Origin of the sequence: Serratia sp. BNK-23 (genome assembly GCF_047456145.1) — a bacterium.
In the GTDB taxonomy this organism is placed as follows: Bacteria; Pseudomonadota; Gammaproteobacteria; order Enterobacterales; family Enterobacteriaceae; genus Serratia; species Serratia nematodiphila.
The window spans coordinates 3,864,468-3,891,228 of the sequence record NZ_CP179900.1 but is presented as its reverse complement, the minus strand read 5'-3'; the positions used below and the strand labels follow the sequence as shown (position 1 = coordinate 3,891,228).

At 60.8% G+C, this 26,761-nt stretch carries 21 protein-coding genes and 1 other annotated feature; of the genes, 15 read left to right on the top strand and 6 right to left on the bottom strand.

The genetic code is table 11. The annotated features are described in order from the left end of the window. Positions 1-49: 49 nt before the first annotated feature. Positions 50-3,196, bottom strand: a complete 3,147-nt coding sequence (gene sdeY, locus ACMGF9_RS18495; RefSeq protein WP_015376860.1) for a multidrug efflux RND transporter permease subunit SdeY — start codon at positions 3,194-3,196, stop codon at positions 50-52. 17 nt (positions 3,197-3,213) lie between these two features. Continuing rightward, positions 3,214-4,401, bottom strand: a complete 1,188-nt coding sequence (sdeX, locus tag ACMGF9_RS18490; RefSeq protein ID WP_015376861.1) for a multidrug efflux RND transporter periplasmic adaptor subunit SdeX — start codon at positions 4,399-4,401, stop codon at positions 3,214-3,216. Between the two features lie 142 nt (positions 4,402-4,543). On the opposite strand from sdeX, the gene acrR reads away from it, so the two are divergent. The 3 genes from acrR (at position 4,544) to mscK (ending at position 9,086) form a co-directional block, all read left to right on the top strand. After that, positions 4,544-5,227 carry a multidrug efflux transporter transcriptional repressor AcrR gene (acrR, locus tag ACMGF9_RS18485; RefSeq protein ID WP_049810854.1) on the top strand — a complete coding sequence of 228 codons (684 nt, stop codon included), beginning with the start codon at positions 4,544-4,546 and terminating at the stop codon, positions 5,225-5,227. A gap of 11 nt (positions 5,228-5,238) precedes the next feature. Continuing rightward, positions 5,239-5,592, top strand: coding sequence for a DsrE/DsrF/TusD sulfur relay family protein (locus ACMGF9_RS18480; protein WP_004940282.1), 354 nt, complete (start codon positions 5,239-5,241; stop codon positions 5,590-5,592). Positions 5,593-5,693: 101 nt separating this feature from the next. Then, positions 5,694-9,086, top strand: coding sequence for a mechanosensitive channel MscK (gene mscK, locus ACMGF9_RS18475; RefSeq protein WP_118892384.1), 3,393 nt, complete (start codon positions 5,694-5,696; stop codon positions 9,084-9,086). A gap of 31 nt (positions 9,087-9,117) precedes the next feature. Here mscK and rsmS read toward each other — a convergent pair whose 3' ends face one another. Both rsmS and priC read right to left on the bottom strand, forming a co-directional pair. Further along, a complete protein-coding gene (rsmS, locus tag ACMGF9_RS18470) occupies positions 9,118-9,297 on the bottom strand; it encodes a pleiotropic regulatory protein RsmS (protein WP_004940278.1) in 180 nt (59 codons plus the stop codon). 106 nt (positions 9,298-9,403) lie between these two features. Beyond that, positions 9,404-9,940 carry a primosomal replication protein PriC gene (gene priC, locus ACMGF9_RS18465; protein WP_004940276.1) on the bottom strand — a complete coding sequence of 179 codons (537 nt, stop codon included), beginning with the start codon at positions 9,938-9,940 and terminating at the stop codon, positions 9,404-9,406. Between the two features lie 134 nt (positions 9,941-10,074). Here priC and ACMGF9_RS18460 point away from each other — a divergent pair, with 134 nt between their 5' ends. From ACMGF9_RS18460 to ACMGF9_RS18405, 12 genes are all read left to right on the top strand, one after another. After that, the gene (locus ACMGF9_RS18460) at positions 10,075-10,455 is read left to right on the top strand and encodes a DUF454 family protein (protein ID WP_004940275.1); all 381 of its coding nucleotides are present in this window, start codon (positions 10,075-10,077) and stop codon (positions 10,453-10,455) included. Positions 10,456-10,608: 153 nt separating this feature from the next. Then, complete coding sequence (gene apt / locus ACMGF9_RS18455) at positions 10,609-11,160, top strand: adenine phosphoribosyltransferase (RefSeq protein WP_015376864.1); 552 nt, start codon at positions 10,609-10,611, stop codon at positions 11,158-11,160. A 92-nt stretch (positions 11,161-11,252) separates the two neighbouring features. After that, the gene (gene dnaX / locus ACMGF9_RS18450) at positions 11,253-13,211 is read left to right on the top strand and encodes a DNA polymerase III subunit gamma/tau (protein ID WP_015376865.1); all 1,959 of its coding nucleotides are present in this window, start codon (positions 11,253-11,255) and stop codon (positions 13,209-13,211) included. Next, positions 12,544-12,608, top strand: a sequence feature (DnaX frameshifting element). It overlaps the preceding gene by 65 nt. Positions 13,212-13,252: 41 nt before the next feature. Next, positions 13,253-13,582 carry a YbaB/EbfC family nucleoid-associated protein gene (locus ACMGF9_RS18445; RefSeq protein ID WP_004940264.1) on the top strand — a complete coding sequence of 110 codons (330 nt, stop codon included), beginning with the start codon at positions 13,253-13,255 and terminating at the stop codon, positions 13,580-13,582. Beyond that, a complete protein-coding gene (recR, locus tag ACMGF9_RS18440) occupies positions 13,582-14,187 on the top strand; it encodes a recombination mediator RecR (protein ID WP_004940263.1) in 606 nt (201 codons plus the stop codon). The genes ACMGF9_RS18445 and recR overlap by 1 nt, the downstream gene beginning before the upstream one ends. A 143-nt stretch (positions 14,188-14,330) precedes the next feature. Next, complete coding sequence (htpG, locus tag ACMGF9_RS18435) at positions 14,331-16,196, top strand: molecular chaperone HtpG (RefSeq protein WP_004940262.1); 1,866 nt, start codon at positions 14,331-14,333, stop codon at positions 16,194-16,196. Between the two features lie 202 nt (positions 16,197-16,398). After that, positions 16,399-17,043: an adenylate kinase gene (adk, locus tag ACMGF9_RS18430; RefSeq protein WP_004940261.1), complete on the top strand. Its 645-nt coding sequence runs from the start codon at positions 16,399-16,401 to the stop codon at positions 17,041-17,043. Positions 17,044-17,209: 166 nt separating this feature from the next. Beyond that, positions 17,210-18,343, top strand: coding sequence for a sugar diacid recognition domain-containing protein (locus tag ACMGF9_RS18425; protein ID WP_049188621.1), 1,134 nt, complete (start codon positions 17,210-17,212; stop codon positions 18,341-18,343). Positions 18,344-18,462: 119 nt separating this feature from the next. Then, positions 18,463-19,728 carry a GntP family permease gene (locus tag ACMGF9_RS18420; RefSeq protein WP_015376868.1) on the top strand — a complete coding sequence of 422 codons (1,266 nt, stop codon included), beginning with the start codon at positions 18,463-18,465 and terminating at the stop codon, positions 19,726-19,728. A 9-nt stretch (positions 19,729-19,737) separates the two neighbouring features. Continuing rightward, the gene (locus ACMGF9_RS18415) at positions 19,738-20,901 is read left to right on the top strand and encodes a glycerate kinase (protein WP_021504662.1); all 1,164 of its coding nucleotides are present in this window, start codon (positions 19,738-19,740) and stop codon (positions 20,899-20,901) included. A 119-nt stretch (positions 20,902-21,020) separates the two neighbouring features. Continuing rightward, entirely contained in the window at positions 21,021-21,983 is a 963-nt protein-coding gene (hemH, locus tag ACMGF9_RS18410; RefSeq protein WP_004940253.1) for a ferrochelatase, read from the top strand. A gap of 90 nt (positions 21,984-22,073) precedes the next feature. After that, entirely contained in the window at positions 22,074-23,378 is a 1,305-nt protein-coding gene (locus ACMGF9_RS18405) for an inosine/guanosine kinase (protein WP_004940249.1), read from the top strand. A 54-nt stretch (positions 23,379-23,432) separates the two neighbouring features. Here ACMGF9_RS18405 and ybaL read toward each other — a convergent pair whose 3' ends face one another. After that, on the bottom strand, positions 23,433-25,124 hold the full coding sequence (gene ybaL, locus ACMGF9_RS18400) for a YbaL family putative K(+) efflux transporter (protein WP_004940247.1): 1,692 nt from the start codon (positions 25,122-25,124) through the stop codon (positions 23,433-23,435). Between the two features lie 245 nt (positions 25,125-25,369). Then, positions 25,370-26,590: an MFS transporter gene (locus tag ACMGF9_RS18395; RefSeq protein WP_004940244.1), complete on the bottom strand. Its 1,221-nt coding sequence runs from the start codon at positions 26,588-26,590 to the stop codon at positions 25,370-25,372. Between the last annotated feature and the right edge of the window lie 171 nt (positions 26,591-26,761).

Below are 26,761 nucleotides of genomic sequence, written 5' to 3'. Positions count from 1 at the left end.
GCATGCGCGGCCTTTTCGATTATCGGGTGGAGCTCACATCACTGAGCGATCAGTGGTGCTCTACCGGGTGGCTGTGTTCCAGGTCTTCGTTCTTCTTGCTGAAGCGGCGGCGAACCACCACGAAGAACACCGGTACGAAGAAGATCGCCAATACGGTCGCGGTGATCATCCCGCCCATTACGCCGGTACCTACCGCGTTCTGTGCGCCGGAGCCTGCGCCGCTGCTGATAACCAGCGGCAGAACCCCGAGGATGAAGGCCAGGGACGTCATCAGGATTGGACGCAGACGCATACGCACTGCTTCCAATGTCGCCTCGATCAGGCCTTTGCCTTCTTTTTCCATCAGGTCTTTGGCGAATTCCACGATCAGGATGGCGTTCTTCGCCGATAGACCAATGGTGGTCAGCAACCCTACCTGGAAGTACACGTCGTTGTTCATGCCGCGCATCGTCGCGGCCAACAACGCACCGATAACCCCCAGCGGCAATACCAGCATGACCGAGAACGGCACGGACCAGCTTTCATACAGCGCCGCCAGACACAGGAACACCACCAGAATCGAGATGGCGTACAGCGCCGGCGCCTGGTTGCCCGACAGACGTTCCTGATAGGACATGCCGGTCCAGTCGTAACCGATGCCGCTTGGCAGTTTGGACGCCAGTTGCTCCATCAGGTTCATCGCTTCACCGGTACTCTTGCCCGGTGCGGCCTGGCCCAGAATTTCCATCGACGGCAAGCCGTTATAGCGTTCCAGACGCGGTGAGCCGTATTCCCATTTCGCCGAAGAGAAGGCGGAGAATGGCACCATCTGGCCGCTGGTACCGCGCACGTACCACTTGTTGATGTCTTCCGGCAGCATGCGGAACGGCGCTTCGGCCTGTACGTACACCTTCTTCACACGACCGCGGTCGATGAAGTCGTTGACGTACGAGCCACCCAGCGCGGTGCTCAGCGTGCTGTTAATGGTGGTGATGCTGACGCCCAACGCCTTGGCTTTCTCCTGATCGACGATCAGTTTGAACTGCGGCGTATCTTCCAGGCCGTTCGGGCGCACGCCCACCAGCACATCCGGATGCTGAGCAACCATGCCCAACAGCTGGTTACGCGCTTCGGTCAGTTTTTCGTGCCCCAGGCCGCCCTGGTCAATCAGCTCGAAGTCGAAGCCGGTTGCGGTACCGAGTTCGATAATCGCCGGCAGGTTGAACGGGAACACCAGGCCTTCTTTAATCTGCGAGAAGGCGCCCATGGCGCGACCGGCGATCGCTTCTACCTTGTTCCCGGCCCCCGGCCGCTCGCCCCAGTCTTTCAGGCTGACGAATGCCAGGCCGTTGTTCTGGCCGTTACCGTTGAAGCCGAAGCCCGCGACGGTAAACACCGAAACCACGTTGTCCTTTTCCTTGTTCAGGAAGTAGTCAGAGACTTCTTCCAGCACTTTGTTGGTGCGGGACTCGGTGGCGCCGGCAGGCAACTGCACCATGGTCAACAGGATGCCCTGATCTTCGTCCGGCAGGAACGAGGAAGGCAGGCGCAGGAACAGCAGGCCCATGCCAACCACGATCAGCAGGTAGATGATCAGATAGCGACCGGTGCTGCGCAGGATGTTGCCCACGCTGTCGGTATAGTGATGCGTGCTTTTCTCGAACATGCGGTTAAACCAGCCGAAGAAGCCTGTTTTAACCCCGTGATCGCCTTTCGGGATCGGTTTGAGCATGGTGGCGCACAGCGCCGGCGTCAGGATCAAGGCCACCAGCACCGACAGCGCCATCGCGGACACGATGGTGATCGAGAACTGGCGATAGATGGCGCCGGTTGAGCCGCCAAAGAACGCCATCGGCACGAATACCGCTGACAGCACCATGGCGATGCCCACCAGCGCGCCCTGGATCTGGCCCATCGATTTACGGGTGGCTTCTTTCGGCGGCAGCCCCTCTTCGGACATGACGCGCTCGACGTTTTCCACCACCACGATGGCGTCATCTACCAGCAGGCCGATCGCCAACACCATGCCGAACATCGTCAGGGTGTTTATCGAGAAGCCGAACGCCGCGAGTATCGCAAAGGTCCCCAACAGTACTACCGGCACCGCGATGGTTGGGATCAGCGTCGCGCGGAAGTTCTGCAGGAACAGATACATCACCAGGAACACCAGGATGATGGCTTCGATCAGCGTTTTCACCACTTCGTTGATGGAGATTTTAACGAACGGGGTGGTGTCGTACGGATAAACCACTTTCATCCCTTGCGGGAAGAATGGCGCCATCTTGGCCAGCTCGTCTTTCACACCTTTGGCGGTGTTCAAGGCGTTGGCGCCGGTTGCCAGTTTGATACCCAGGCCGGCGGCAGGCTTGCCGTTATAACGTGCGGTAACGGCATAACTTTCCGCGCCGCGCTCGATGTGAGCGACGTCGCGCAGGCGCACCTGGGAACCGTCGGTATTCACCTTCAGCAGGATCTTGCCGAACTCTTCCGGCGAAGTCAGACGGGTCTGCGCGATGATCGAGGCGTTCAACTGCTGCCCCGGCACCGGCGGCAGGCCGCCCAGCTGGCCAGCGGCGATCTGGTTGTTCTGCTCGGTGATGGCGGAGGTCACGTCCGTGGTCGTCAGCTGGTAGTTGTTCAGCTTGTTCGGATCCAGCCAGATACGCATCGCGTACTGGGCACCGAACAGCTGCACTTCACCCACGCCGGACGAACGGCTGATCGGATCCTTGATGTTGGACGCCACGTAGTCCGCAATATCGTCCTGCGTCATGTTCGGATCGTCGGAAACGAAGCCGGCCACCATCAGGAAGCTGCTGCTGGATTTTTCTACTTTCAGGCCCTGTTGCTGAACTTCTTGCGGCAGCAGCGGGGTGGCCAACGACAGTTTGTTCTGAACCTGAACCTGCGCGATGTCAGGATCGGTGCCGGATTCAAACGTCAGGGTAATGGTGACGCTACCAGAGGAATCACTGGTGGAGGACATGTACATCAGGTTATCGATACCGTTCATGTTCTGTTCGATAATCTGTGTGACGGTATCCTGCACCGTTTTGGCATCTGCGCCCGGGTAGTTGGCGGAAATACTCACCGCCGGCGGTGCAATAGTGGGATACTGCGCGATGGGCAGTTTCATTATTGCAAGCACCCCCGCCAACATGACGATGATGGCGATTACCCAGGCGAAAATTGGGCGGTCTATAAAGAACTTAGCCATGTATTACAGGCTCCTTTTTATGACTTCTGCGCTTCAGACTGCGGCTGTTTTTGCGCCTGAGTGTCAACTTCCTGCACTTTTACCTGCGCGCCCGGATGCACTTTCATCAGGCCGGAGACGATCACGCGATCGCCGGCTTTCAGGCCATCGGTAACCAGCCATTTGTCGCCAATCGCCTGGTCCGCCTTCAGCGTGCGCAGCTCAACTTTGTTGTCTGCCCCTACCACCAACGCCGTCGCGTCGCCGCGCGGGTTGCGGGTGACGCCCTGTTGAGGCACCAGCAACGCATCGCTGCGTACGCCTTCGTCCAGACGGGCGCGCACGAACATGCCAGGCAACAGCGTATCGTTCGGGTTAGGGAACAGGGCGCGAATGGTAATGGAGCCGGTGGTCTCATCGACGGTGACGTCAGAGAATTCCAGCGTGCCTTCCTGCGCATATTCGGTGCCGTTTTCCAGCATCAGTTTCACCTTGGCCTTGCCGTTTTCCTGCTTCAGCGCGCCGCTGGCCAGTTCTTGCTTCAGGCGCAGGAAGTCGGTGCTCGACTGGGTGACGTCGACATACATCGGATCCAGCTGCTGCACGGTGGACAGGGCGGTCGCCTGGCCGTTGCTGACCAGCGCGCCTTCGGTCACGGCAGATTTGCCGATGCGGCCGGAGATCGGGGAGGTCACTTTGGTGTACGCCAGATTAATGCGCGCGGTTTCCACGGCGGCCTTGGCGGCCACCACGGCGGCATCCGCTTGCTGCAGTGTGGAGACGGCGTTGTCGTAGTCCTGCTTACTGATATAGCTGGTACCCAGCAATGGCTTGTAGCGGTTTACCGTCACGCGTGCGATGGAAGCGCTGGCCTGTGCTTTGGCCAAATCGCCTTTCGCGCTGTCGTAGCTGGCTTGATAGGTTGCGGGATCGATTTGGTACAGAGACGTCCCGGCCTTGATATCGCTGCCTTCGACGAAGTTGCGCTTCAGGATGATGCCACTGACCTGAGGGCGAACTTCGGCGATACGATACGCAGCGGTGCGGCCAGGAAGATCGGTAGTGATGTTGAGAGGCTCGGCCTTCAAGGTGACTACGCCCACTTCAGGTGCCTGTTGTTGGGCACCTTGCTGTTGGGTTTCTTTATCGTTACATCCTGTTAGCACTAAGCTGCCTGAAAGCATCAGAACGGCCGCCAGAGGCGTTAACCCTCTGTTTTTGTTCATAGAAAAACCTCAAGTGTCCGATTTCAAAATGATCAATGGATCACAAGCTTTAAAACCCATTGCTGCGTTAATTATATGTGCGTGCTATGGTACATACATTCGCGAATGTATGTAAATCACACTCCCCCTAAATAACAATGCCATGGCACGAAAAACCAAACAGCAGGCGCAAGAAACCCGACAGCAAATCCTCGATGCTGCGGTGAGAGAGTTCTCTGAACGTGGCGTTGCTGCAACGTCACTGACAGATATTGCCACCGCTGCTGGGGTTACGCGTGGAGCCATTTACTGGCACTTCAAGAATAAGGTAGACCTGTTTAATGAAGTTTGGGAATCTACCGAGCCGAAAATTGACCAGCTCGAAACAGAGTATCAGGCAAAGTTTCCCGATAATCCACTGCGGGTTATCCGGGAAATTCTGATTTACGTTCTGACGTCTACGGTTGAAGACGGCCGCAGGCGGGCGTTGATGGAAATTATATTCCACAAATGCGAGTTTGTCGGTGAAATGATGCCGCTGCTGGATTCGCGCAAGGTGCTGTACCTCGCCGGTTACGAACGCATCGAAGCGGTGCTGTACAACTGCATTCACCACGGGCAATTGCCGGCCGATCTGCACACTCGTCGCGCGGCGATCATCCTGCGCGGTTATATCACCGGCCTGCTGGAAAACTGGCTGTTTATGCCGGAAAGTTTCGATTTGCGGGCCGAAGCCGAAGCGCTGGTGGATGCGTTTTTGGAGATGCTGCAGTTTTGCCCCACCTTGCGCCTCAGATCCGATATGCCGACGGCAGCACCGCCCAACGCCGGCTCCCTGCCTTTATAAGGAGAGATTTCATGTCATCAGTCGTTCTCATCGCCAATGGCGCCGCCTATGGCCACGAATCCTTGTTCAATGCGCTGCGGTTGGCCATCGCCATGAAAGAGCAGCAGAGCAGTCTCGATCTGCGGCTGTTTCTGATGTCCGATGCGGTGGTGGCCGGGTTGGCCGGGCAGCAGCCGCACGAGGGGTACCACCTGCAGCAGATGCTGGAAATCCTCACCGCGCAGCAGGTGCCGGTCAAGCTGTGCAAGACCTGCGCCGACGCGCGCGGCGTCAGCCGCTTGCCGCTGGCGGACGGCGTGGCGATCGGCACGCTGGTCGAGCTGGCGCAGTGGACGCTGGCGGCGGAGAAAGTGCTGACTTTCTGATTTCGCGACAATGGGACATCACCGGCAACGCTTTTGTTGTTCGTTGCCTGCCGGCTGTCGTGATAATCTTCAGGCTTCTTAACCGATTCCGAAGCTAAATCATGCATCGCTGGTTGACTCTGCCCTCTCTGGCGCCGCGCTCGTTTGTCGGCGCATGCCGGCGGCGCATCGCCGCCGCGACACTTCTTTTCCTGATTTGCGCGCTGAGCTTGCCGACACAGGCGGCGCTGAACGGCGATCTGCCGCAGCGCAGCGAAGTGCAAAGCCAGCTGGAAACGCTGAGCAAGCAAAAAGCCCTGACGCCGGTCGAAAAGCTGTCCCAACAGGATTTAACCCGCACGCTGGAGCTGCTGGACGCCCTCGAGCGCAACCGGCAAGACGCCGCGCAGCTTAAACAGCAGGTGCAGCAGGCGCCGGCGAAGCTCAATCAGGTCACTGCCGAACTGGATGCGCTGAAGCAGCCGGTGGACAATGCGGCGGCGCGCGCTGCGCTGTTGCCGTTGTCGCTGCGCCAGTTGGAAAGCCGGCTGTATCAAACGCTCGACGAGCTGCAAAGCGCGCAGGAGAGCCTCTCCACCTACAACAGCCAACTGGTGTCGCTGCAAACCCAGCCCGAGCGGGTACAAAGCACCATGTACGCCGCCTCGCAGCGCCTGCAGGAGATCCGCAGCCAGCTCAGCGGCCAGACGCCGGGGCAAGATTCGCTGCGCAACAGTCAACAGGTGATGCTGAGCACCGAGCAGGCGCTGCTCAATGCGCAGCTGGAGCTGCAGCGCAAGAGCCTGGAAGCCAATACCACGCTGCAGGATCTGCTGCAAAAGCAGCGCGACTACACCACGGCGCATATCGACGCGCTGGATAAGTCAGTGCAGTTGCTGCAGGAGATCGTCAACAGCAAGCGGTTGACGCTGTCTGAAAAGACCGCCAAAGAGGCGCAGAACCCGGAAGACGCCACCGATATCCAGCACGATCAGCTGGTCAGCAAGCAGCTGGACGTCAACCGCCAGCTGAGCCAGCGGCTGATTGCCGCCACCGAAGAGAGCAACACCCTGTTCCAGCAGAATATTCGGGTCAAAAACTGGCTCGATCGCGGGCTGCAGGCGGAGCGTAACCTGAAAGAGCAGATCCAGGTGCTGAAGGGCAGCCTGGTGCTGTCGCGCATCCTGTATCAGCAGCAGCAGAGCCTGCCGCAGGGCACGCTGTTGGCGGATATGGACACGCGCATCGCCGATTTGCGGCTGGAGCAGTTCGATATCAATCAGCAACGCGACGATCTGTTCAAGGGGGAGGATTACATCAACCAGCTGGTGGCCGAAAGCAAGGAAAAGGCCGGCCCGGAAGTGATCGACGCGTTGAACGAGATCGTCGACATGCGCCGCGAGCTGTTGGATCAGCTGAACAAACAGCTCAGCAACCAGCTGTCGCTGTCGATCAACCTGCAGATCAATCAGCAGCAGCTGACCAGCGTCTACGGTTCGTTGCAGGATACGCTGACCCAGCAGATCTTCTGGGTCAACAGCAACAAGCCGGTCGATCTGGCGTGGCTGAAGGCGATGCCAGAGGCGGTGCGCGATCAGCTTGCCGGGCTAGATATCAAATTCGACGGCGGCAAGCTGGTGCAGGGCGGGTTGAATGCGCTGGTGTTCCTGATCCCGATGCTGTTGGCGATCGGGGTATTGCGCTGGCGCTACCGGCTGATCGACGGCCATTTACAAAAGCTGGCCAGCGATGTGGGGCAACTGAAGCGCGACGGCCAACTGCATACGCCGAAGGCTATCGCGCTGACCTTGCTGAAGGTATTGCCCGGCGCCGCGCTGCTGCTCGGCGTCGGTTTCTGGATGTATCGCGCCGATTTCGGCATCAGCGACTTTATCTGGGCATTGTCGCAGCAGCTGGCGCTGTCGTGGCTGGTGTTCGGCTTCAGCTATCGGATGCTGAAACCGGGTGGCATTGCCGAGCGGCATTTCAACTTCGGCGCCAATCTGTGCGCGCATTACCGCCGGCAGACGCTGCGGCTGGGATTGGCGCTGCAGCCGCTGATCTTCTGGTCGGTATTGGGCGAAAAAGCGCCGCTGCGCCTGGTGGAAGACGTTATCGGCCAGATCGTGGTGATGCTGACGCTGGCGCTGCTCGCGGTGCTGGTGTTCCCGCTGTGTCGCGACAGCTGGCGCGAAAAGGGCTCGCACGCCGTGCGGCTGATGGTGGTTACTGCCATAGCCGCCACGCCGCTGATCCTGCTGGGGCTGATGTTCGCCGGTTACTTCTATACCACGCTGCGACTGGCCAGCCGCTGGATAGACAGCCTGTATCTGTTTTTCCTGTGGAATATCGTGTACCTGACCGCGCTGCGTGGCCTGAGCGTGGCGGCGCGGCGTCTGGCCTACCGGCGCGCGTTGGCGCGGCGGCAAAACGTGGCGAAAGAAGGAGCCGAAGGCGGTGAACCGGTGGTGGAAGAGCCGCCGCTGGCGCTCGATCAGATCAACCAGCAGTCGCTGCGCCTGACCACCCTGGTGCTGTTCGCCATCTTCGCCAGCGCCTTCTATGCCATTTGGTCGGATCTGGTGACGGTCATCGCTTATCTGGACAGCATCACGCTGTGGCATTACACCAGTACCGTGGCGGGCAGCAGCGTGTCGCAGGCGGTGACGCTGGGCAACATGATGGTGGCGATCGCCGCAGTGATCGTCGCCTACGTGCTCACCCGCAACTTGCCTGGTCTGCTGGAGGTGGTGGTGCTGTCGCGGCTGCAGCTGCGGCAGGGGGCGTCTTACGCCATCACCACCGTGCTCACTTACCTGATTACCGCCGTGGGCGCCGTGATTGCGCTGGGATCGCTCGGCGTCTCCTGGGACAAACTGCAATGGCTGGCCGCCGGTCTGACGGTCGGGCTGGGCTTCGGGTTGCAGGAGATCTTCGCCAACTTCGTCTCCGGCCTGATCATTCTGTTCGAACGCCCGATCCGCATCGGCGATACCATCACCATCGGCACCTTCTCCGGTTCGGTCAGCAAGATCCGCATTCGCGCCACCACCATTACCGACTTCGATCGCAAAGAGGTGATCATTCCGAACAAGGCGTTCGTCACCGAGCGGCTGATCAACTGGTCGCTATCCGACACCATCACTCGCGTGCTGATCAAGGTCGGCGTGGCCTACGGCTCCGATCTCGATAAGGTGAAAAAGGTGTTGCTGCAGGCGGCGCACGACAATCCGCGGGTGATGACCGATCCCGAACCGCAGGTGTTCTTCCTCAACTTCGGCGCCAGCACGCTGGATCACGAACTGCGGCTCTATGTGCGCGAACTGCGCGATCGCAGCTACACGGTGGACGAACTGAATCGCTCAATCGACCGCCTGTGCCGGGAAAACGACATCGACATCGCCTTCAATCAGCTGGAGGTGTATCTGCATAACCAGCAGGGCAATGAAGTGCAGGAAGTGAAAAGAACGCTGTCGCCGGACGACGGCGACCAGACGGCGGCGGATAAGCAATGAAAGGCGGAAGGGACAGCGGCGCTGTCCCCGGTTACTGTCCGGCAGGCAGGTAGGGAGAGGTGACGCCGGCGCGCTGCAGCTTTTCCTGATAATCCCGTTTGACGATATCCAGCGCCGCCAGTGCGGTGACCGGATCGATCTCGTTGCATTCCAGCAGGTAAATCAAGTCTACCGCCAGCTGCAGTTCGGGTGAGGCGTTTTCCAGAGACATAGCACCTGCGCTTATTAATTAATGGGATGAATAACTCGCATACCGGCAGAGTATAGTGAACCCGGCGCACAACCGGGAATAATCATTAAAATATTGTGATAAATCTTCAAAAACCGTTTTCTTTGCGCTCGATATTGCGCTCGATGCGCGCCAACGCCTGACGACAGCGCATCAGCCGCCCCTCCAGCGCCGCCAGCTCGTGCTGCAGTTTTTGCTGCGCCGCCAGCGTGGTTTGGCGGCCGAGCAGGCTTTCCCGATCCTGAATCATGGCGATCAGCCGGCGTTCGTAGTCCTGATGTTCGGCCAGCTTGTGGTACAGATCGGCCTCGGGGGCTTCTTTCGGCTGGTTCTTGCGCCGCAGCGCCTGGGTCGCCAGCTCGCGCTGCAGGGCGGCGATCTGAGCCACCAGTTTTTCGGCCAGAAAGGCCACCTGGCTGGTGCGGTTGTCGTTGGCGGCGCTTTGCAGCTGGGCGAAATTCTTCTCCACCTCGGCCAGGTAGTCGCGCAGCCGCGTGCCGCGATTGGCGAACAGGGCGGCGTCGAAGCGCGCCTGCGGGATCGGAACGTCGCCGCGCGGGGTCACTTCGGCCGCCAGCGCCGCGATCTGCTGTGCCAACACCTGTAATAGACGCTGAGTGCTCACATAAGCTCCCTCTTGATTTCAACAGGCGTAAGCTTGCCCGCGATGCTGCTGTGAAACAAGCGCCGCATGCATATTCCGCCGGCGCGGCGCCGATGCTACAGTAAGCCGCAACCGATTGAGGAGCGAAGAGCCGCATGACGCGTGGGTTATTGATCATTTTGGGCTGGCTGGCGGTGGTGCTGGCGACGTTGGGCGTGGTGCTGCCGCTGCTGCCGACCACGCCGTTCCTGCTGTTGGCCGCCTGGTGTTTCGCCCGCTCTTCGCCGCGCTTTCATCACTGGCTGCTGCACCGTTCCTGGTTCGGCCCTTACCTGCGCCACTGGCAGCAGCATCGCGCGCTGCCGCCGGGGGCGAAGTGGAAGGCGGTGCTGGTGATCGTGCTGACCTTCGCCTGTTCGCTGTGGCTGGTGAAAATCTGGTGGGTGCGCGGGTTGTTGCTGCTGATGCTGGCCATTTTGCTGACCTTTATGCTGCGTCTGCCGGTTATTGACCTGCCGCAACAAAAACAGCGCTGATTGTGCGCCGCTGGTTGCATTTGTCCGCCAGTTTGCATAGATTTGGGCGTTTTCGTGCGCGGATCGCCTGCCATTTCTTCTCCGGTGTGTTTCTCCCGGGGGCGGCGGGTGAGCGGCGCGCCGGTTTTCAGGCAGTTTTATCAGGCAACAATTATGACCGCTACTGCGCAGCAGCTTCAGTTTATTAAAGACAGTATCAAAACCATCCCGGATTATCCGAAGCCGGGCATCCTGTTCCGCGACGTGACCAGCCTGCTGGAAAATCCGTTGGCCTACGCGGCCAGCATCGAGCTGCTGGTTGAGCGCTATCGCGAAGCGGGCGTGACCAAGGTGGTGGGTACCGAAGCGCGTGGTTTCCTGTTCGGCGCGCCCGTCGCGCTGGCATTGGGCGTCGGTTTCGTGCCGGTGCGCAAACCGGGCAAACTGCCGCGCGCCACGCTCAGCGAAAGCTATGAGCTGGAGTACGGCACCGACAAGCTGGAGATCCACACCGATGCCATCACCGCGGGTGACAAAGTGCTGGTGGTGGACGATCTGCTGGCGACTGGCGGCACCATCGAAGCGACCACCAAACTGATCCGCCGCCTGGGCGGTGAAGTGAACGATGCCGCGTTCATCATCAACCTGCCGGATCTGGGCGGGGAAGCGCGTCTGAACAAGCTGGGCATCGATTGCTACTGCCTGGTGGATTTCGCCGGTCATTGATGCGGCATCGCCCCTCGGGCACAACGGCCTCGCGGATCGCCGCGGGGCTGTGTTAGCATGACCCTCCAGATTCCTCGACTTCTCCGGTATTAATGAGCTATCAGGTTCTCGCCCGTAAGTGGCGCCCTCAAACGTTCGCAGACGTGGTCGGCCAGGAACATGTCCTGACCGCGCTGGCCAACGGCCTCTCACTGGGGCGGATCCATCACGCCTATCTGTTCTCGGGCACGCGCGGCGTGGGAAAAACCACCATCGCCCGCTTGCTGGCCAAAGGCCTGAACTGTGAAACCGGCATCACCGCCACGCCATGTGGCCAATGCGACAACTGCCGCGAGATCGAGCAGGGGCGCTTTGTCGATCTGATCGAGATCGACGCCGCTTCCCGAACCAAGGTGGAAGATACCCGCGATCTGCTGGACAACGTCCAGTACGCGCCGGCGCGCGGCCGCTTCAAGGTCTACCTGATCGACGAAGTGCACATGCTCTCGCGCCACAGCTTCAACGCGTTGCTGAAGACGCTGGAAGAGCCGCCGCCGCACGTCAAATTCCTGTTAGCCACCACCGATCCGCAAAAGCTGCCGGTGACCATTCTCTCGCGCTGTCTGCAGTTCCACCTCAAAGCGCTGGACGTCGATCAGATCCGTCAGCAGCTGGAAACGGTGCTGACGGCGGAGCAGATCACCAGCGACGCCCGCGCGCTGCAGCTGCTGGCGCGCGCCGCCGATGGCAGCATGCGCGACGCGCTGAGCCTGACCGATCAGGCGATCGCCATGGGGCAGGGGCAGGTGACCGCCGCCACCGTCAGCCAGATGCTCGGCACGCTCGATGACGAGCAGCCGCTGGCGATCCTCGAAGCGCTGGTCAGCGCCGACGGTGAAAAGGTGATGGCGCAGGTCGCGCAGGCCGCTTCGCGCGGTGTGGACTGGGAAAACTTGCTGGTGGAGACGCTGGCGCTGCTGCATCGCATTGCGATGGTGCAGCTGTTGCCTTCGATGCTCGACAACCAATACGCCGCCGTGGAGCAACGGCTGCGCGAGCTGGCGCGCACCCTGCCGCCGGCCGATGTGCAACTTTATTACCAGACGCTGTTGGTGGGCCGCAAAGAGCTGGCCTATGCGCCGGATCGCCGCATGGGGGTTGAGATGACCCTGCTGCGCGCGCTGGCGTTTCACCCGAAAGCGGTGATCCCGGAGCCGGTGGCGTTGGTGCAGACCGCGCCGGCGCCGATGGCGCAGCCGCAGGCCGCCGCATCGCCACAGCCGCCGCAGTTTCAGGACGCGCCGCCGCCGCTAGGGCAGCCGGCCGCGCCGCAGCGACAATCATCGACTCCTTTACCGGATGCCACCGCCCAGCTGTTGAAAGCGCGGTCCCAGCTGCAACGGCAGCAGGGAGCATCCACACCAAAAAAGAATGAGCCGGCGGCGCCAGGAATAGCGCGGCCGGCAAACTCGGCGCTGGGGCGTTTGGCTTCGGTGACCGAGCGCAGCCAGCAGCGCCTGGCGGAGAAGAAGGTGCCGGAAAAACCGGCGAAACCGGAAGCTTATCGCTGGCGCGCGCAAACCGAGCCGGAAGCGGCGCCGGAACCGCTGGCGACGCCGAAAGCGCTGCGCACGGCGTTGGAACATGAGAAAACGCCGGAGCTGGCCGCCAAGCTGGTGGTGGAGTCGCTGGAGCGCGACGCCTGGGCGGCAGAAATCGATAAGCTGAAGATCCCGAAATTGGTGCAGCAGCTGGCGTTGAACGCCTTCAAGCAGCAGCCGGAGCCGGGCAAAATTAACCTCCATCTGCGGTCTTCGCAGCGCCATCTGAATTCGCCTTCGGCGCAGAAGACGCTGGCCGACGCGCTCGGTGAGCTGTACGGCGGCCCGATTGAGCTGACCGTGGTGGAGGACGATAATCCGGCGGGGCGCACCCCGCTGGAGTGGCGACAAGCCATCTATGAAGAAAAACTGGCGCAGGCGCGCCAGTCCATCGAAGCGGATACCAACATTCAGACGCTGCGCCGATTCTTCGACGCGGATCTGGATGAAGAGAGTATTCGCCCCCTTTAAACGCCGCGCGAGGTGCGCGGCCCTAGCGACGAGAGACGACTATGTTTGGTAAAGGCGGTCTGGGCAACCTGATGAAGCAAGCCCAGCAAATGCAAGAAAAAATGCAGCAGATGCAGGAAGAAGTCGCCAAATTGGAAGTGACCGGCGAATCCGGCGCGGGCCTGGTGAAAGTCACCATCAACGGCGCGCACAACTGCCGCCGCGTGGAGATCGATCCTAGCCTGATGGAAGACGACAAAGAGATGCTGGAAGATCTGATCGCCGCGGCGTTTAACGACGCCGCGCGCCGCATCGAAGAGACTCAGAAAGAGAAAATGGCCTCCGTCTCCAGCGGCATGCAGTTGCCGCCTGGCTTCAAGATGCCGTTCTGATGCAAACCAGCCCGCTCCTTGAATCCCTGATGGAGGCGCTGCGCTGTTTGCCGGGCGTCGGCCCGAAATCGGCGCAGCGCATGGCGTTTCAACTGCTGCAGCGCGATCGCAGCGGCGGCATGCGCCTGGCGCAGGCGTTGACGCGCGCGATGTCGGAGATTGGCCACTGCGCCGACTGCCGCACCTTCACCGAACAGGACGTCTGCACCATCTGCGCCAATCCGCGCCGCCAGCAAAACGGCCAGATTTGCGTGGTGGAAAGCCCGGCGGATATCCACGCCATCGAGCAGACCGGCCAGTTCGCCGGGCGCTACTTTGTGCTGATGGGGCATCTGTCGCCGCTGGACGGCATCGGGCCGGGCGATATCGGTCTGGATCGCCTGGAGCAACGGCTGGAAAAGGAAAGCATCACCGAAGTGATCCTCGCCACCAACCCGACTGTGGAAGGGGAGGCGACCGCCAACTACATCGCCGAGATGTGCGGCCAGTATGGCGTGCTCGCCAGCCGCATCGCCCACGGCGTGCCGGTGGGCGGCGAGCTGGAGATGGTCGATGGCACCACGCTGTCGCATTCGCTGGCCGGGCGCCACGCCATCAAGTTCTGATGTTTTCCCGGATGGGGCCGCCCGGCCCCATTGTTTTTTGCCAAAAAAATCCCGCCGTCCGCTTGAAAAACAACACCCTGACCCTCATCTGATCCTCATTGTTCGATTTTGGTAGCCATTGTCTTTTGAGGTAATCAATGAGTATGAAAGGTCAAGAAACCCGCGGGTTCCAGTCTGAAGTAAAACAGCTGCTTCATTTGATGATCCATTCGCTGTACTCCAACAAAGAAATTTTCCTGCGTGAGCTGATTTCCAACGCCTCTGACGCCGCCGACAAGCTGCGCTTCCGCGCTCTGTCCGCGCCGGAGCTGTATGCCGGCGACGGCGAGCTGCGCGTACGTTTGTCCTTCGATAAAGAGCAGCGCACCCTGACCATCGCCGACAACGGCATCGGCATGCGCCGCGAAGAAGTGATTGAAAACCTCGGCACCATCGCCAAGTCAGGCACTAAAGCGTTCCTGGAATCCATCGGTTCCGATCAGGCGAAAGACAGCCAACTGATCGGTCAGTTCGGCGTCGGTTTCTACTCGGCGTTCATCGTGGCGGACAAAGTGACCGTGCGCACCCGCGCCGCCGGCGCCGCCGATGACGAGGGCGTGTTCTGGGAGTCCGCCGGCGAAGGCGACTACACCATCGCCGACATCACCAAAGAGACCCGCGGCACCGAAATCACCCTGCATCTGCGCGAAGGCGAAGATGAGTACCTCGACGCCTGGCGCCTGCGCTCGGTGATCGGCAAATATTCCGATCACATCGCTTTGCCGGTGGAGATCGAAAGCAAGAACGAAGAAGACGATACCGTCACCTGGGAGAAGATCAACAAGGCGCAGGCCCTGTGGACTCGCAGCAAGGCTGACGTGACCGACGAAGAGTACAAAGAGTTCTACAAACACATCGCCCACGACTTCACCGATCCGCTGAGCTGGAGCCACAACCGGGTGGAGGGCAAGCAGGAATACACCAGCCTGCTGTACATCCCGGCGCAGGCGCCGTGGGACATGTGGAACCGCGATCACAAGCATGGCCTGAAGCTGTATGTGCAGCGCGTGTTCATCATGGACGACGCCGAGCAGTTCATGCCGAACTACCTGCGCTTCGTGCGCGGCCTGATCGACTCCAACGATCTGCCGCTGAACGTATCGCGCGAGATCCTGCAAGACAGCCGCGTGACGCAAAACCTGCGCGGCGCGCTGACCAAGCGCGTGTTGCAGATGCTGGATAAGCTGGCCAAAGACGACGCCGAAGGCTACCAGAAATTCTGGCAGCAGTTCGGTCTGGTGCTGAAAGAGGGCCCGGCGGAAGACAACGGTAACCAGGAAGCGATCGCCAAACTGCTGCGCTTCGCCTCTACCCACGGTGACAGCTCGGCGCAGACCGTATCGCTGGAAGAATACGTCGGCCGCATGGCGGAAGGGCAGGAGAAGATTTACTACATCACCGCCGACAGCTACGCCGCGGCCAAGAGCAGCCCGCACCTGGAGCTGTTCCGCAAGAAAGGCATCGAAGTGCTGCTGCTGTCTGATCGCATCGACGAGTGGATGATGAGCTACCTGACCGAGTTCGACGGCAAGCCGTTCCAGTCGGTCAGCAAGGCGGATGAAGCGCTGGATAAACTGGCGGATGAAACCGAAGAGCAGAAGGCCGCCGAGAAGCAACTGGAACCGTTCATCGAACGCGTGAAAACCCTGCTGGGCGATCGCGTGAAGGATGTGCGCCTGACGCACCGCCTGACCGATACGCCGGCGATCGTGGTGACCGACGCCGACGAAATGAGCACTCAGATGGCCAAGCTGTTCGCCGCCGCCGGTCAGCAGGCGCCGGAAGTGAAGTACATTTTCGAGCTTAATCCGGAACATGCTCTGGTCAAACGCGCATCTGACGTGGGCGATAACGAACATTTCGCCGAATGGATCGACCTGTTATTGGATCAGGCGCTGCTGGCTGAACGCGGCACGCTGGAGGATCCGAACCTGTTCATCCGCCGCATGAACAAGTTGCTGTCCGCCTAAAGTTGAAGATATGCGCCCTTAACGGCACCGTTAGGGGCGCATTTTCGGTTTTTCCCCGCCTTTTCTCGCCTTTTGTTCGTCGGTTTTTTTGCACATTCCGCAATCGATTTCCTTCGCGCGCCTTGAGCCTGCCCCCCCTGAAATGGTATCGTTGAGCGTTTTCGCAATTTTATAAAAACTACATAGCAAGGGGATTTACGCAATGCGTATCATTCTGCTGGGCGCTCCGGGCGCTGGTAAAGGTACTCAGGCTCAATTCATCATGGAGAAATACGGCATTCCGCAAATCTCCACCGGTGATATGTTGCGCGCAGCCGTGAAGGCCGGCAGTGAACTGGGCAAGCAGGCGAAAGAGATCATGGACGCCGGCAAGCTGGTGACCGATGAGCTGGTGATCGCGCTGGTCAAAGAGCGCATCGCTCAGGAAGATTGCCGCAAGGGCTTCCTGCTGGACGGTTTCCCACGCACCATTCCGCAGGCTGACGCGATGAAAGAAGCCGGCATCAACGTGGACTTCGTGCTGGAGTTCGACGTGCCGGATGAGCTGATCGTTGACCGCATCGTTGGCCGCCGCGTGCACGCGCCATCCGGCCGCGTATACCACGTGAAATTCAATCCGCCGCAGGTGGAAGGCAAAGACGACGTGACCGGCGAAGAGCTGACCACGCGCAAGGACGATCAGGAAGAGACCGTGCGCAAGCGTCTGGTGGAATACCATCAGATGACCGCGCCGCTGATCTCTTACTACAGCAAAGAAGCGGCAGCGGGCAACACCCAATACCGCAAAATCGACGGCACCCGCAAGGTGGCCGAAGTGAGCGCAGAGCTGGCGACCATCCTCGGTTGATCGCAAGCGCATCGTGCATGACGCCGGGCCCGTGGCCCGGCGTTTTTTTTTGCCGTTTTCCCGTTAAATTGTGATCGCGGCGGCTTGTTGCAACCGTGCCCGTTAATCGCCCGCGCCAAATGGCGTATAACAAGCCTGCGTTTTCACCCTCAGCAGGGAGCCGGGCATGCTCAGACAAACCACTCTTCTGGCGGAAGCCACCGCGCGCCAGATCGTCCAGCGGGCGATGGGCATCATCAGCCATTCCGTCAACGTGATGGACAGCAACGGCGTGATCATCGCCTCCGGCAATCCGCAGCGTCTGTTTCAGCGCCATGAGGGCGCGGTGCTGGCGTTGGCGGAGAATCGGGTGGTGGAGATCGATCGCGCCACCGCCGAGCATCTGAAAGGGGTGCGGCCTGGCATCAACCTGCCGTTCAGCTTTCGTAATCAGCGAGTGGGGGTGATCGGCATTTCCGGCGAGCCGGCCGAGGTGCGCGCCTACGCCGAGCTGGTCAAGATGGCGGCGGAGATGATGGTGGAGCAGGCGGCGCTGCTGGATCAGCACCAGTGGGAAAAACGCTACCGGGAAGAGCTGGCGAATCAGCTGCTGCAGCCGCAGCCGAACACCGCGTCGCTGGAGGCGATGGCGGCGTATCTGGGATTGGATCTGCGCCAGGCGCGCATCGTCTGGATCGTCGAACTGCAAGAGGCGCAGCCGCACCTGCTGCGCGAACTGCTGGCTGAGCTGGAGGCCACCCAGCGCGACGCGTTGATCGCCATTACCGGCTTCAATGAAATGACCCTGCTGCGCCCGGCCAGCATGGCGCAAGGCGAGTGGAGCCTGAAGCTGGAGCGCCAACAGGCGCAGCGTCTGCAAAACCAGCTCAAGCACCGCTTTCGGGTGCGGCTGATCGTCGGCGGTTTCTACGACGATCCGCAAAGCGCCTACCGCTCCAGCCTGACAGCGCGCGCCACCCAGGCGATGGCGCAACGCCTGAAATTGCGTCACGCCACGCTGTTCTACCACGACTATCCGCTGCCGTCGCTGCTGTGCGATCTGGGAGAGGACTGGCGTGCGCAAGAGCTGGGGCGCCCCTGGCGAACGCTGGGCGAACAGGACGAAAAAGGCGTGCTGCGCAGCACGCTGCGCCACTATTTTTCGCAGAATTGTGATCAGACGCAGACCGCCGCGCAGCTGCATATTCACGTCAATACCCTGCGTTATCGCCTGCAGCGCATCGAGGCGATAACCGGCATGAAAATCAATCAATTAACCGATGCTCTGCGGTTGTATATCGGCATGCTGATGCACGACTGAATTGTGCCAACCCACAAATTCTGCGCCGTTCCCCCGGCGATTTTTTGTTGTTTTCCCTCAGGTCTGCGCCGGGCGCGCGCGATATGTTGGCCTGCACATCAACCACGGAGAAAACAACAATGACAACCGTATCCACTCTGGGGGCGCTGGTGGCGTTAGCCGTCGCCATCGTCCTGATTCTACGCAAGGTGCCGCCGGCTTACGGCATGATTGCCGGCGCGCTGGCGGGCGGGCTGTGCGGCGGCGCCGATCTGGTGCAGACCGTGACGCTGATGATCGGTGGGGCGCAGGGCATCACCAACGCCGTGATGCGCATTCTGGCGGCGGGGGTGCTGGCCGGGGTGCTGATCGAATCCGGCGCGGCGCACACCATCGCCGAAACCATCGTGCGCAAGGTGGGCGAAACCCGCGCGCTGCTGGCGCTGGCGGTGGCTACACTGATCCTGACGGCGGTGGGGGTGTTTATCGACGTGGCGGTGATCACCGTCGCGCCGATCGCCCTGTCGATCGCCCAGAAGGCCGGCATTTCACGCGCGGCGATCCTGCTGGCGATGATCGGCGGCGGCAAGGCCGGCAACGTGATGTCGCCCAACCCGAACACCATCGCGGCGGCGGACAATTTCCACGTGCCGCTCACCTCGGTGATGATGGCCGGCATCGTGCCGGGGCTGTGCGGCCTGGTAGTGGCCTATCTGCTGGCGCGCCGCCTGAGCGATAAAGGCAGCAAGGTGATGGCCGAAGAGCTGACTCAGCATGCCGAAGGGGCGCGGCCGGGCTTCGCGGCGGCGATCAGCGCGCCGCTGGTGGCGATCCTGCTGCTGTCGCTGCGGCCGATCGCCGGGATCGCCGTCGATCCGCTGATCGCGTTGCCGGCCGGCGGTTTGGCGGGCGCGCTGTTGATGGGGCGCATTCGCCAGTGCAATCAGTTTATGGTCTCCGGCCTGTCGCGCATGGCGCCGGTGGCGATCATGCTGCTCGGCACCGGCACGCTGGCGGGCATCATCGCCAACTCGGCGCTGAAGGATGTCCTGATTAACGGCTTAACGCACACCGGGCTGCCGGCCTGGCTGCTGGCGCCGCTGTCCGGCGCGCTGATGTCGATGGCGACCGCGTCGACCACCGCCGGCACCGCCGTCGCCTCCGGGGTGTTCAGCTCCACGCTGCTGGAACTGGGGGTGAGCGGGCTAGCCGGCGCGGCGATGATCCACGCGGGCGCCACGGTGCTGGATCACCTGCCGCACGGCAGCTTCTTCCACGCCACCGGCGGCAGCGTCAATATGGCGGTGCACGAGCGGCTGAAGCTGCTGCCGTATGAGACGCTGGTGGGGTTCACCATCGCGGCAATCTCGGCGCTGATGTTTGGCGTATTTAACCTGGCGGGATAAGGAACAGTGATGAAAACGCTGAAAAAAGTGGTTATTGCCCCGGATTCTTTCAAAGAGAGCCTGAGCGCGCTCGGCGTCGCCGACGCCATCGAGCGGGGATTCCGCCAAATCTACCCGCAGGCGCACTACGTGAAGTTGCCGATGGCGGATGGCGGTGAAGGCACGGTGGAGTCGATGGTGGAGGCCACCGGCGGCGAGATCGTCCAGGTGACGGTCACCGGGCCGCTGGGGGAGCCGGTGCAGGGATTCTATGGCCTGCTGGGCGATGGCGAAACCGCGGTGATTGAAATGGCCGCCGCCTCCGGGCTGCATCTGGCGCCGCCCGGCCGGCGCGATCCGCGCATAACCACCAGTTACGGCACCGGCGAACTGATGTTGGCGGCGCTGGAACGCGGCGTGAAGGCGATCATTCTCGGCATCGGCGGCAGCGCCACCAACGACGGCGGCGCCGGGATGATGCAGGCGCTGGGCGTTAAATTGCTGGATAAGGATCGTCGCCCGCTGCCGGTGGGCGGCGCGGCGCTGGCGCAGCTGGCGCACCTCGATCTCGCCGGGTTGGACGCGCGCTGGCAACGGGTGAGCGTGACCGCCGCCTGCGACGTCGATAATCCGCTGTGCGGCGAAAAGGGCGCGTCGGCGGTGTTCGGGCCGCAGAAGGGGGCGACGCCGGAGATGGTGGCGCAGCTCGATGCGGCGCTGCACCACTACGGCGAGCTGCTGGAACGGGAAACTGGCCGCGCCGTGCTCACCCAGCCGGGCGCGGGGGCGGCGGGCGGCATGGGGGCGGCACTGCTCGGCATGCTCAGCGCGCGCTTGCGGCCGGGCATCGAGATTGTCACCGAAACTCTGCGCCTGGATGAGGCGGTGCGCGATGCAGATTTGGTGATCACCGGCGAAGGGCGGCTGGACAGCCAGTCGATTCACGGCAAAACGCCGATTGGCGTGGCGCGGGTGGCCAAGCGCCACGGCGTGCCGGTGATCGCCATCGCCGGCAGCCTGACGCCGGATTATTCGGTGGTGCATCAGCACGGCATCGATGCGGCGTTTTCGGTGCTCGATCGCATTGTGACGCTGGAAGAAGCGCTGGCGGACGCCGATCGCAATCTGCAGGTGACGGCGCGCAACGTGGCGGCGGTATGGCAGCTGGCGCAGGGAAGAAGCCCACAGGCATAGCCTGTTGCTGTTATCGGTTTCGATGCAGGACTTTTCCGTTACAATAGCCGGCATTAATGGCTGCTGACATCCCGACCCAGAACGGAATGCCGGCCGGAAAGGAAATGAGGGGAACTGAGATGAAGCAAGAGAAACACGGCGTATTGCTGGTGAACCTGGGCACGCCAGATGCGCCGACCTCGTCGGCGGTCAAACGCTATCTGAAGGAATTCCTCAGTGACGATCGCGTGGTCGACACGGCGCCGCTGATCTGGTGGCCGATCCTCAACGGCGCGATCTTGCCGATCCGTTCGCCGCGCGTGGCGAAACTCTATCAGTCGGTGTGGATGGAAGAGGGCTCGCCACTGCTGGTGTACAGCCGCCGCCAACAGCGGGCGCTGGCGGCGCGCATGCCGAATACGCCGGTGGAGCTGGGCATGAGCTACGGTTCGCCAAGCCTGGCGGAAGCCATCGACAAGCTGCTGGCGCAGGGCGTGACTAACCTGGTGGTGTTGCCGCTCTATCCGCAATATTCCTGTTCCACCAGCGCGGCGGTATGGGATGGCGTGGCGCGGGTGCTGAAAGGCTATCGCCGCTTGCCTTCTGTGGCCTTCATTCGCGATTACGCCGAACACCCGGCCTATATCGCCGCGCTGCAGCAAAGCGTGGAGCGCTCGTTCGCCGAGCACGGCCAGCCGGACCGGCTGGTGTTGTCGTTCCACGGCATCCCCAAGCGCTATGCGCGGCTCGGCGACGACTACCCGCAGCGCTGCGAGGATACGCTGCGCGCGCTGAGCGCCACGCTGCCGCTGGCGCCGGAGCGGGTGATGATGACGTACCAATCGCGCTTCGGCCGCGAGCCGTGGCTGACGCCGTACACCGATGAAACCCTGAAGGGGTTGCCGGCGCAGGGCGTGAAGCACATTCAACTGATTTGCCCCGGCTTCTCGGCAGACTGCCTGGAAACGCTGGAAGAGATCAAAGAGCAGAACCGCGAGATCTTCCTTAAGGCCGGCGGCGAGAAGTTTGAATATATCTCGGCGTTGAACGACGAGCCGGCGCATATCGACATGATGCAGCAGCTGGTGGCGCAGCGTCTGTAATCATCCATAATCTGTCTATTAGGTGCATCGTGATCGGGCGGGGATGTGTTAACATTCTCCGCTTGTTAAACCGTCACCACCGCCAATCACATGAAATTTCCTGGTAAACGCAAGTCCAAACACTATTTTCCGGTGAGCGCCCGCGATCCGCTTCTGCAGCAGGCCCAGCCCGAAAGTGAAATCAGCACCTCGTATATTGTCGGCATCGACCAGACGCTGGTGGATATCGAGGCAAAAGTGGACGATGCTTTTGTCCAGCGTTACGGCCTGAGCCTGGGCCACTCTTTGGTGATCGAAGACGACGTCGCCGAGGCGCTGTATCAGGAACTGAATGAAAACAACCTGGTCACCCATCAGTTCGCCGGCGGCACCATCGGCAATACCATGCACAACTATTCGGTGCTGGCGGACGATCGTTCGGTGCTGCTCGGCGTGATGTGCAGCAACGTGAAAATCGGCAGCTACGCCTACCGTTATCTGTGCAATACCTCCAGCCGCACCGATCTTAACTATTTGCAGGGCGTTGATGGCGCCATCGGCCGCTGTTTCACGCTGATCGGCGAAAGCGGCGAGCGCACCTTCGCCATCAACCCCGGCCAGATGAACCAGCTGCGCCCGGAAAGCATTCCTGAAGAGGTGATCGCCGGCGCGTCGGCGCTGGTGCTGAGTTCTTACCTGGTGCGCTGCAAGGAAGGGGAGCCGATAAAGGACGCTACCCTGCAGGCGATCGAGTACGCCAAAAAACACGATGTGCCGGTGGTGCTGACCCTGGGCACCAAGTACGTCATTGCCGACAACCCGCAGTGGTGGCGCGACTTCCTGAAGGAAAATGTGACGATTCTGGCGATGAACGAAGACGAAGCGCTGGAGCTGACCGGGCTGAGCGATCCGCTGACCGCCTCGGACATGGCGCTGGAGTGGGTGGATCTGGTGCTGTGCACCGCCGGGCCGAATGGCCTGTATATGGCGGGCTACACCGAAGAAGCCAATAAGCGCCAGACCCAGCACCCGCTGCTGCCGGGGCATATCGCCGAGTTCAACCGCTACGAGTTCAGCCGCGCCATGCGCCGCGAGCACTGTGAAAATCCGCTGCGCGTTTATTCGCATATCGCGCCGTATATGGGCGGGCCGGAGAAGATCATGAACACCAACGGCGCCGGCGACGGCGCGCTGTCGGCGTTGCTGCACGATATCGCCGCCAACGGCTATCACCGCCACAACGTGCCGAACTCCAGCAAGCATGTGCGCAGTTACCTGACCTACTCCTCCCTGGCGCAGGTGTGCAAATACGCCAACCGCGTCAGCTACCAGGTGTTGAACCAGCATTCGCCACGCCTCACGCGCGGCCTGCCGGAGCGGGAAGACAGCCTGGAAGAGTCCTACTGGGAGCGTTAACCCGCTGAAAAAGAAAAGGTCCGGCATGCCGGACCTTTTTTTATGCGCGGTGCCTCAGATCGGGCAGCCGCCCATTTTTTCTTCTTCGCTCAGGGTGTCCAGCTGCAGGATGTTCAGCATGCTGTTGGCGATCTCGCGTTCGCCCATGACCACCTGATTGGCGCCGCGATCGGTGATGTAGGCCACTTCATCGTCGTAGTGGGCGCGGGCGATGATCTCGATATTCGGCCGCTTGGCGCGCGCCGAGGCGACGATCTCGCCGGCCTCGTAGCCGTTGGGGATGGTCAGCAGCAGCCAGCGCGCGCAGTCGAGCCTAGCCAGATCCATCACTTCCGGATTGGCGGCGTTGCCCAGCACCGTCTTGATACCCTGTTCGCGCAACGCTTCCACCCGCGGGCGGGAATTCTCGATCACCACCAGCGGAATGCCCGCCTCGGCCAGTTTGCCGCCCAGCAGGCTGCCGACGCGGCCGTAACCGACCACCAGCGCGTGATTGCACATATCCACCGGGATCTGTTTCTCTTCTTCCACCGCCTCTTCGAGGATTTGCTCTTCGATGGTTTCGGTTTTGGCCAGATAGCGTTCCAGCAGGGTGAACAACAGCGGGTTGAGCATGATGGACAGAATGGCGCCGGCCAGCACCAGATTGCGGCCGTGCTCCGACATCATGCCGAGCGCGATGCCGAGGCCCGCCAAAATAAAGGCGAACTCGCCGATCTGCGCCAGGCTGGCGGAAATGGTCAGCGCGGTGCGCTTGGAGTGACCGAACATTTTCACCAGCAGGAACGCGGCGGCGGATTTGCCGAACACGATGATCGCCAGCGTCGCCAGCACCGCCAGCGGTTCGTTAATCACGATCATCGGATCGAACAGCATGCCGACCGAGACGAAGAACAGCACCGCGAACGCGTCGCGCAGCGGCAGGGTGTCGTGCGCCGCGCGGTGGCTCAGCTCGGACTCGTTCAGCACCATGCCGGCGAAGAAGGCGCCCAGCGCGAAGGAAACGTCGAACAGCTTCACCGCGCCGTAGGCGATGCCGAGCGCCAGCGCCAATACCGCCAGGGTGAACAGCTCGCGCGAGCCGGTGCTGGCGGTTTTCGACAGGATCCACGGCACCAGGCGGCGGCCGACCACGATCATCAGCGCGATGAAGGCGATGACTTTACCGATGGTCAGCGCCAGCTCCATCAGCAGCTGGCTGCTGCTGGCGTTGTCATTGCCCAGCATATTGCCGAACGCCGGCAGCAATACCAGCGTCAGCACCATCGCCAAATCTTCGACGATCAGCCAGCCGATGGCGATTTGCCCGCGTTGGCTGTCGATCAGTTGCCGTTCCTCCAGGGCGCGCAGCAGCACCACGGTGCTGGCGGTGGAGAGGCAGAGGCCGAACACCAGACCGGAGATCAGATCCCAGCCGAGCAGCTTGGACAGCCCCATGCCGAGCAGGGTAGCGACGGCTATCTGCGCCACAGCGCCGGGAATGGCGATAGATTTTACTGCGAGGAGGTCTTTCAAAGAGAAGTGCAGGCCAACACCGAACATCAACAGGATAACGCCGATTTCCGCCAGTTCCGGCGCCAGTGAGGTGTCGGCGACGAAACCGGGGGTGAACGGGCCGGCGAGCACCCCTGCGGCCAGATACCCCACCAGAGGGGAGATGCGCAGGCGGTTCGCCAGCATGCCGAGGAGGAAGGCGAGTACTAACCCTCCGACGATGGTGGTGATGAGCGGTGTTGAATTATGCATCCATACTCCTTCTGGCTATGCATCGCGGCACGGGAGAAACGCAACAAAGTTACGAAAAGATACATTTAGTTTATTGCATTTGTTCGCGGCTTGCTTGGCTAATTTGGCCTTTTTTGTAAAAAAGCAGAGGATTTCACTTAAGGAATGGCAATGAGGGGGTTTTGTGGCAGATAAACCAAATAACATTGATTTATCCGTAGGATAACCCGGATGAATAAATAATTTCATCCGGGCGGTTCGCGGGGTTATTGCGCTTTATGCTCCATATTGGGCAGTAGCGCGGTAATAATGCCGATAAGCGGCAGGAAAGCACAGATTTGGTAGACCAGTTCGATACTGGTCAAATCGGCGACATAACCAAGAACTGCCGCACCTAACCCGCCCATACCGAAAGCAAAACCGAAGAATAAGCCGGAAACCATGCCCACTTTACCGGGGATCAGCTCCTGAGCGTAGACCAGAATGGCGGAGAACGCCGAGGCGAGAATAACCCCGATGATCACCGTCAAAATGCCGGTCCAATAGAGGGATGCATAGGGTAAAACAAGGGTAAATGGTGCAGCGCCGAGAATAGAGCCCCAAATCACGTATTTACGCCCTATCTTGTCGCCAAGAGGCCCGCCGATAATGGTGCCTGCTGCTACCGCAAACAGGAAGGCGAACAGGTGAATTTGGGCATTCTGCACCGAAACACCGAACTTATGTATCAGATAAAAGGTGTAATAGCTGCTGATGCTGGCCAGATAGAAGTATTTGGAGAAAATCAGCACCAGCAGGATGCCCAGTGAGTAGGCCACGGTACGTTTTGGCAGCGGTTTCAGCAGCGACGGGCTTTTCGGCTGCCCTTTAGTTGCCCGATGCTGATGTTGATACCACTTGCTGACCTGCAGCAACACCACGATCGCCAGCAGCGCCGCCAGCGAGAACCAGGCGACGTTGCCCTTGCCGTAAGGCGCGATGATCAGCGCCGCCAGCAGCGGGCCGAGCGAGCTGCCGAAGTTGCCGCCGACCTGGAACAGCGACTGCGCCAGGCCGTGCCGCCCGCCGGAGGCCATGCGCGCCACGCGCGAGGATTCCGGGTGGAAGACCGATGAGCCGGTGCCCACCAGCGCCGCCGCCAGCAGCACCAGCGGGAAGGTGCTCGCCACCGACAGCAGCAGCAGGCCGGACAGGGTAAAGCCCATGCCGATCGGCAGCGAGTAAGGCTGCGGGTGTTTATCGGTGTAATAGCCGATCAGCGGTTGCAGCAGCGAAGCCGTTAGCTGATAGGTCAGGGTAATCATGCCGATCTGCACGAAGCTGAGGTGGAAATCGGCTTGCAGGATCGGGTAAATCGCCAGGATCAGCGACTGGATCATATCGTTGAGCAGGTGAGACACGCTGATGGCGCCAAGGATGGAGAAGGCGGTGCCTTTCACCGCACTGCCTTTGGCGGGCGGTATCGCGCTTTGGCTACTGTCGGTCATATTATTATTAGCCTGATAAGTTGTTGAGCACAGAGATGACATCTTAGGCAGGACGTTCAATTTTTACCATATCTGAAATAATCAGACTCACATCGCAAAAAATTGAAATCAGCTGTCATTAATTCGCGCTACAATTTCGGCCTCATCATAAAAGCCATTTAATACACGGAG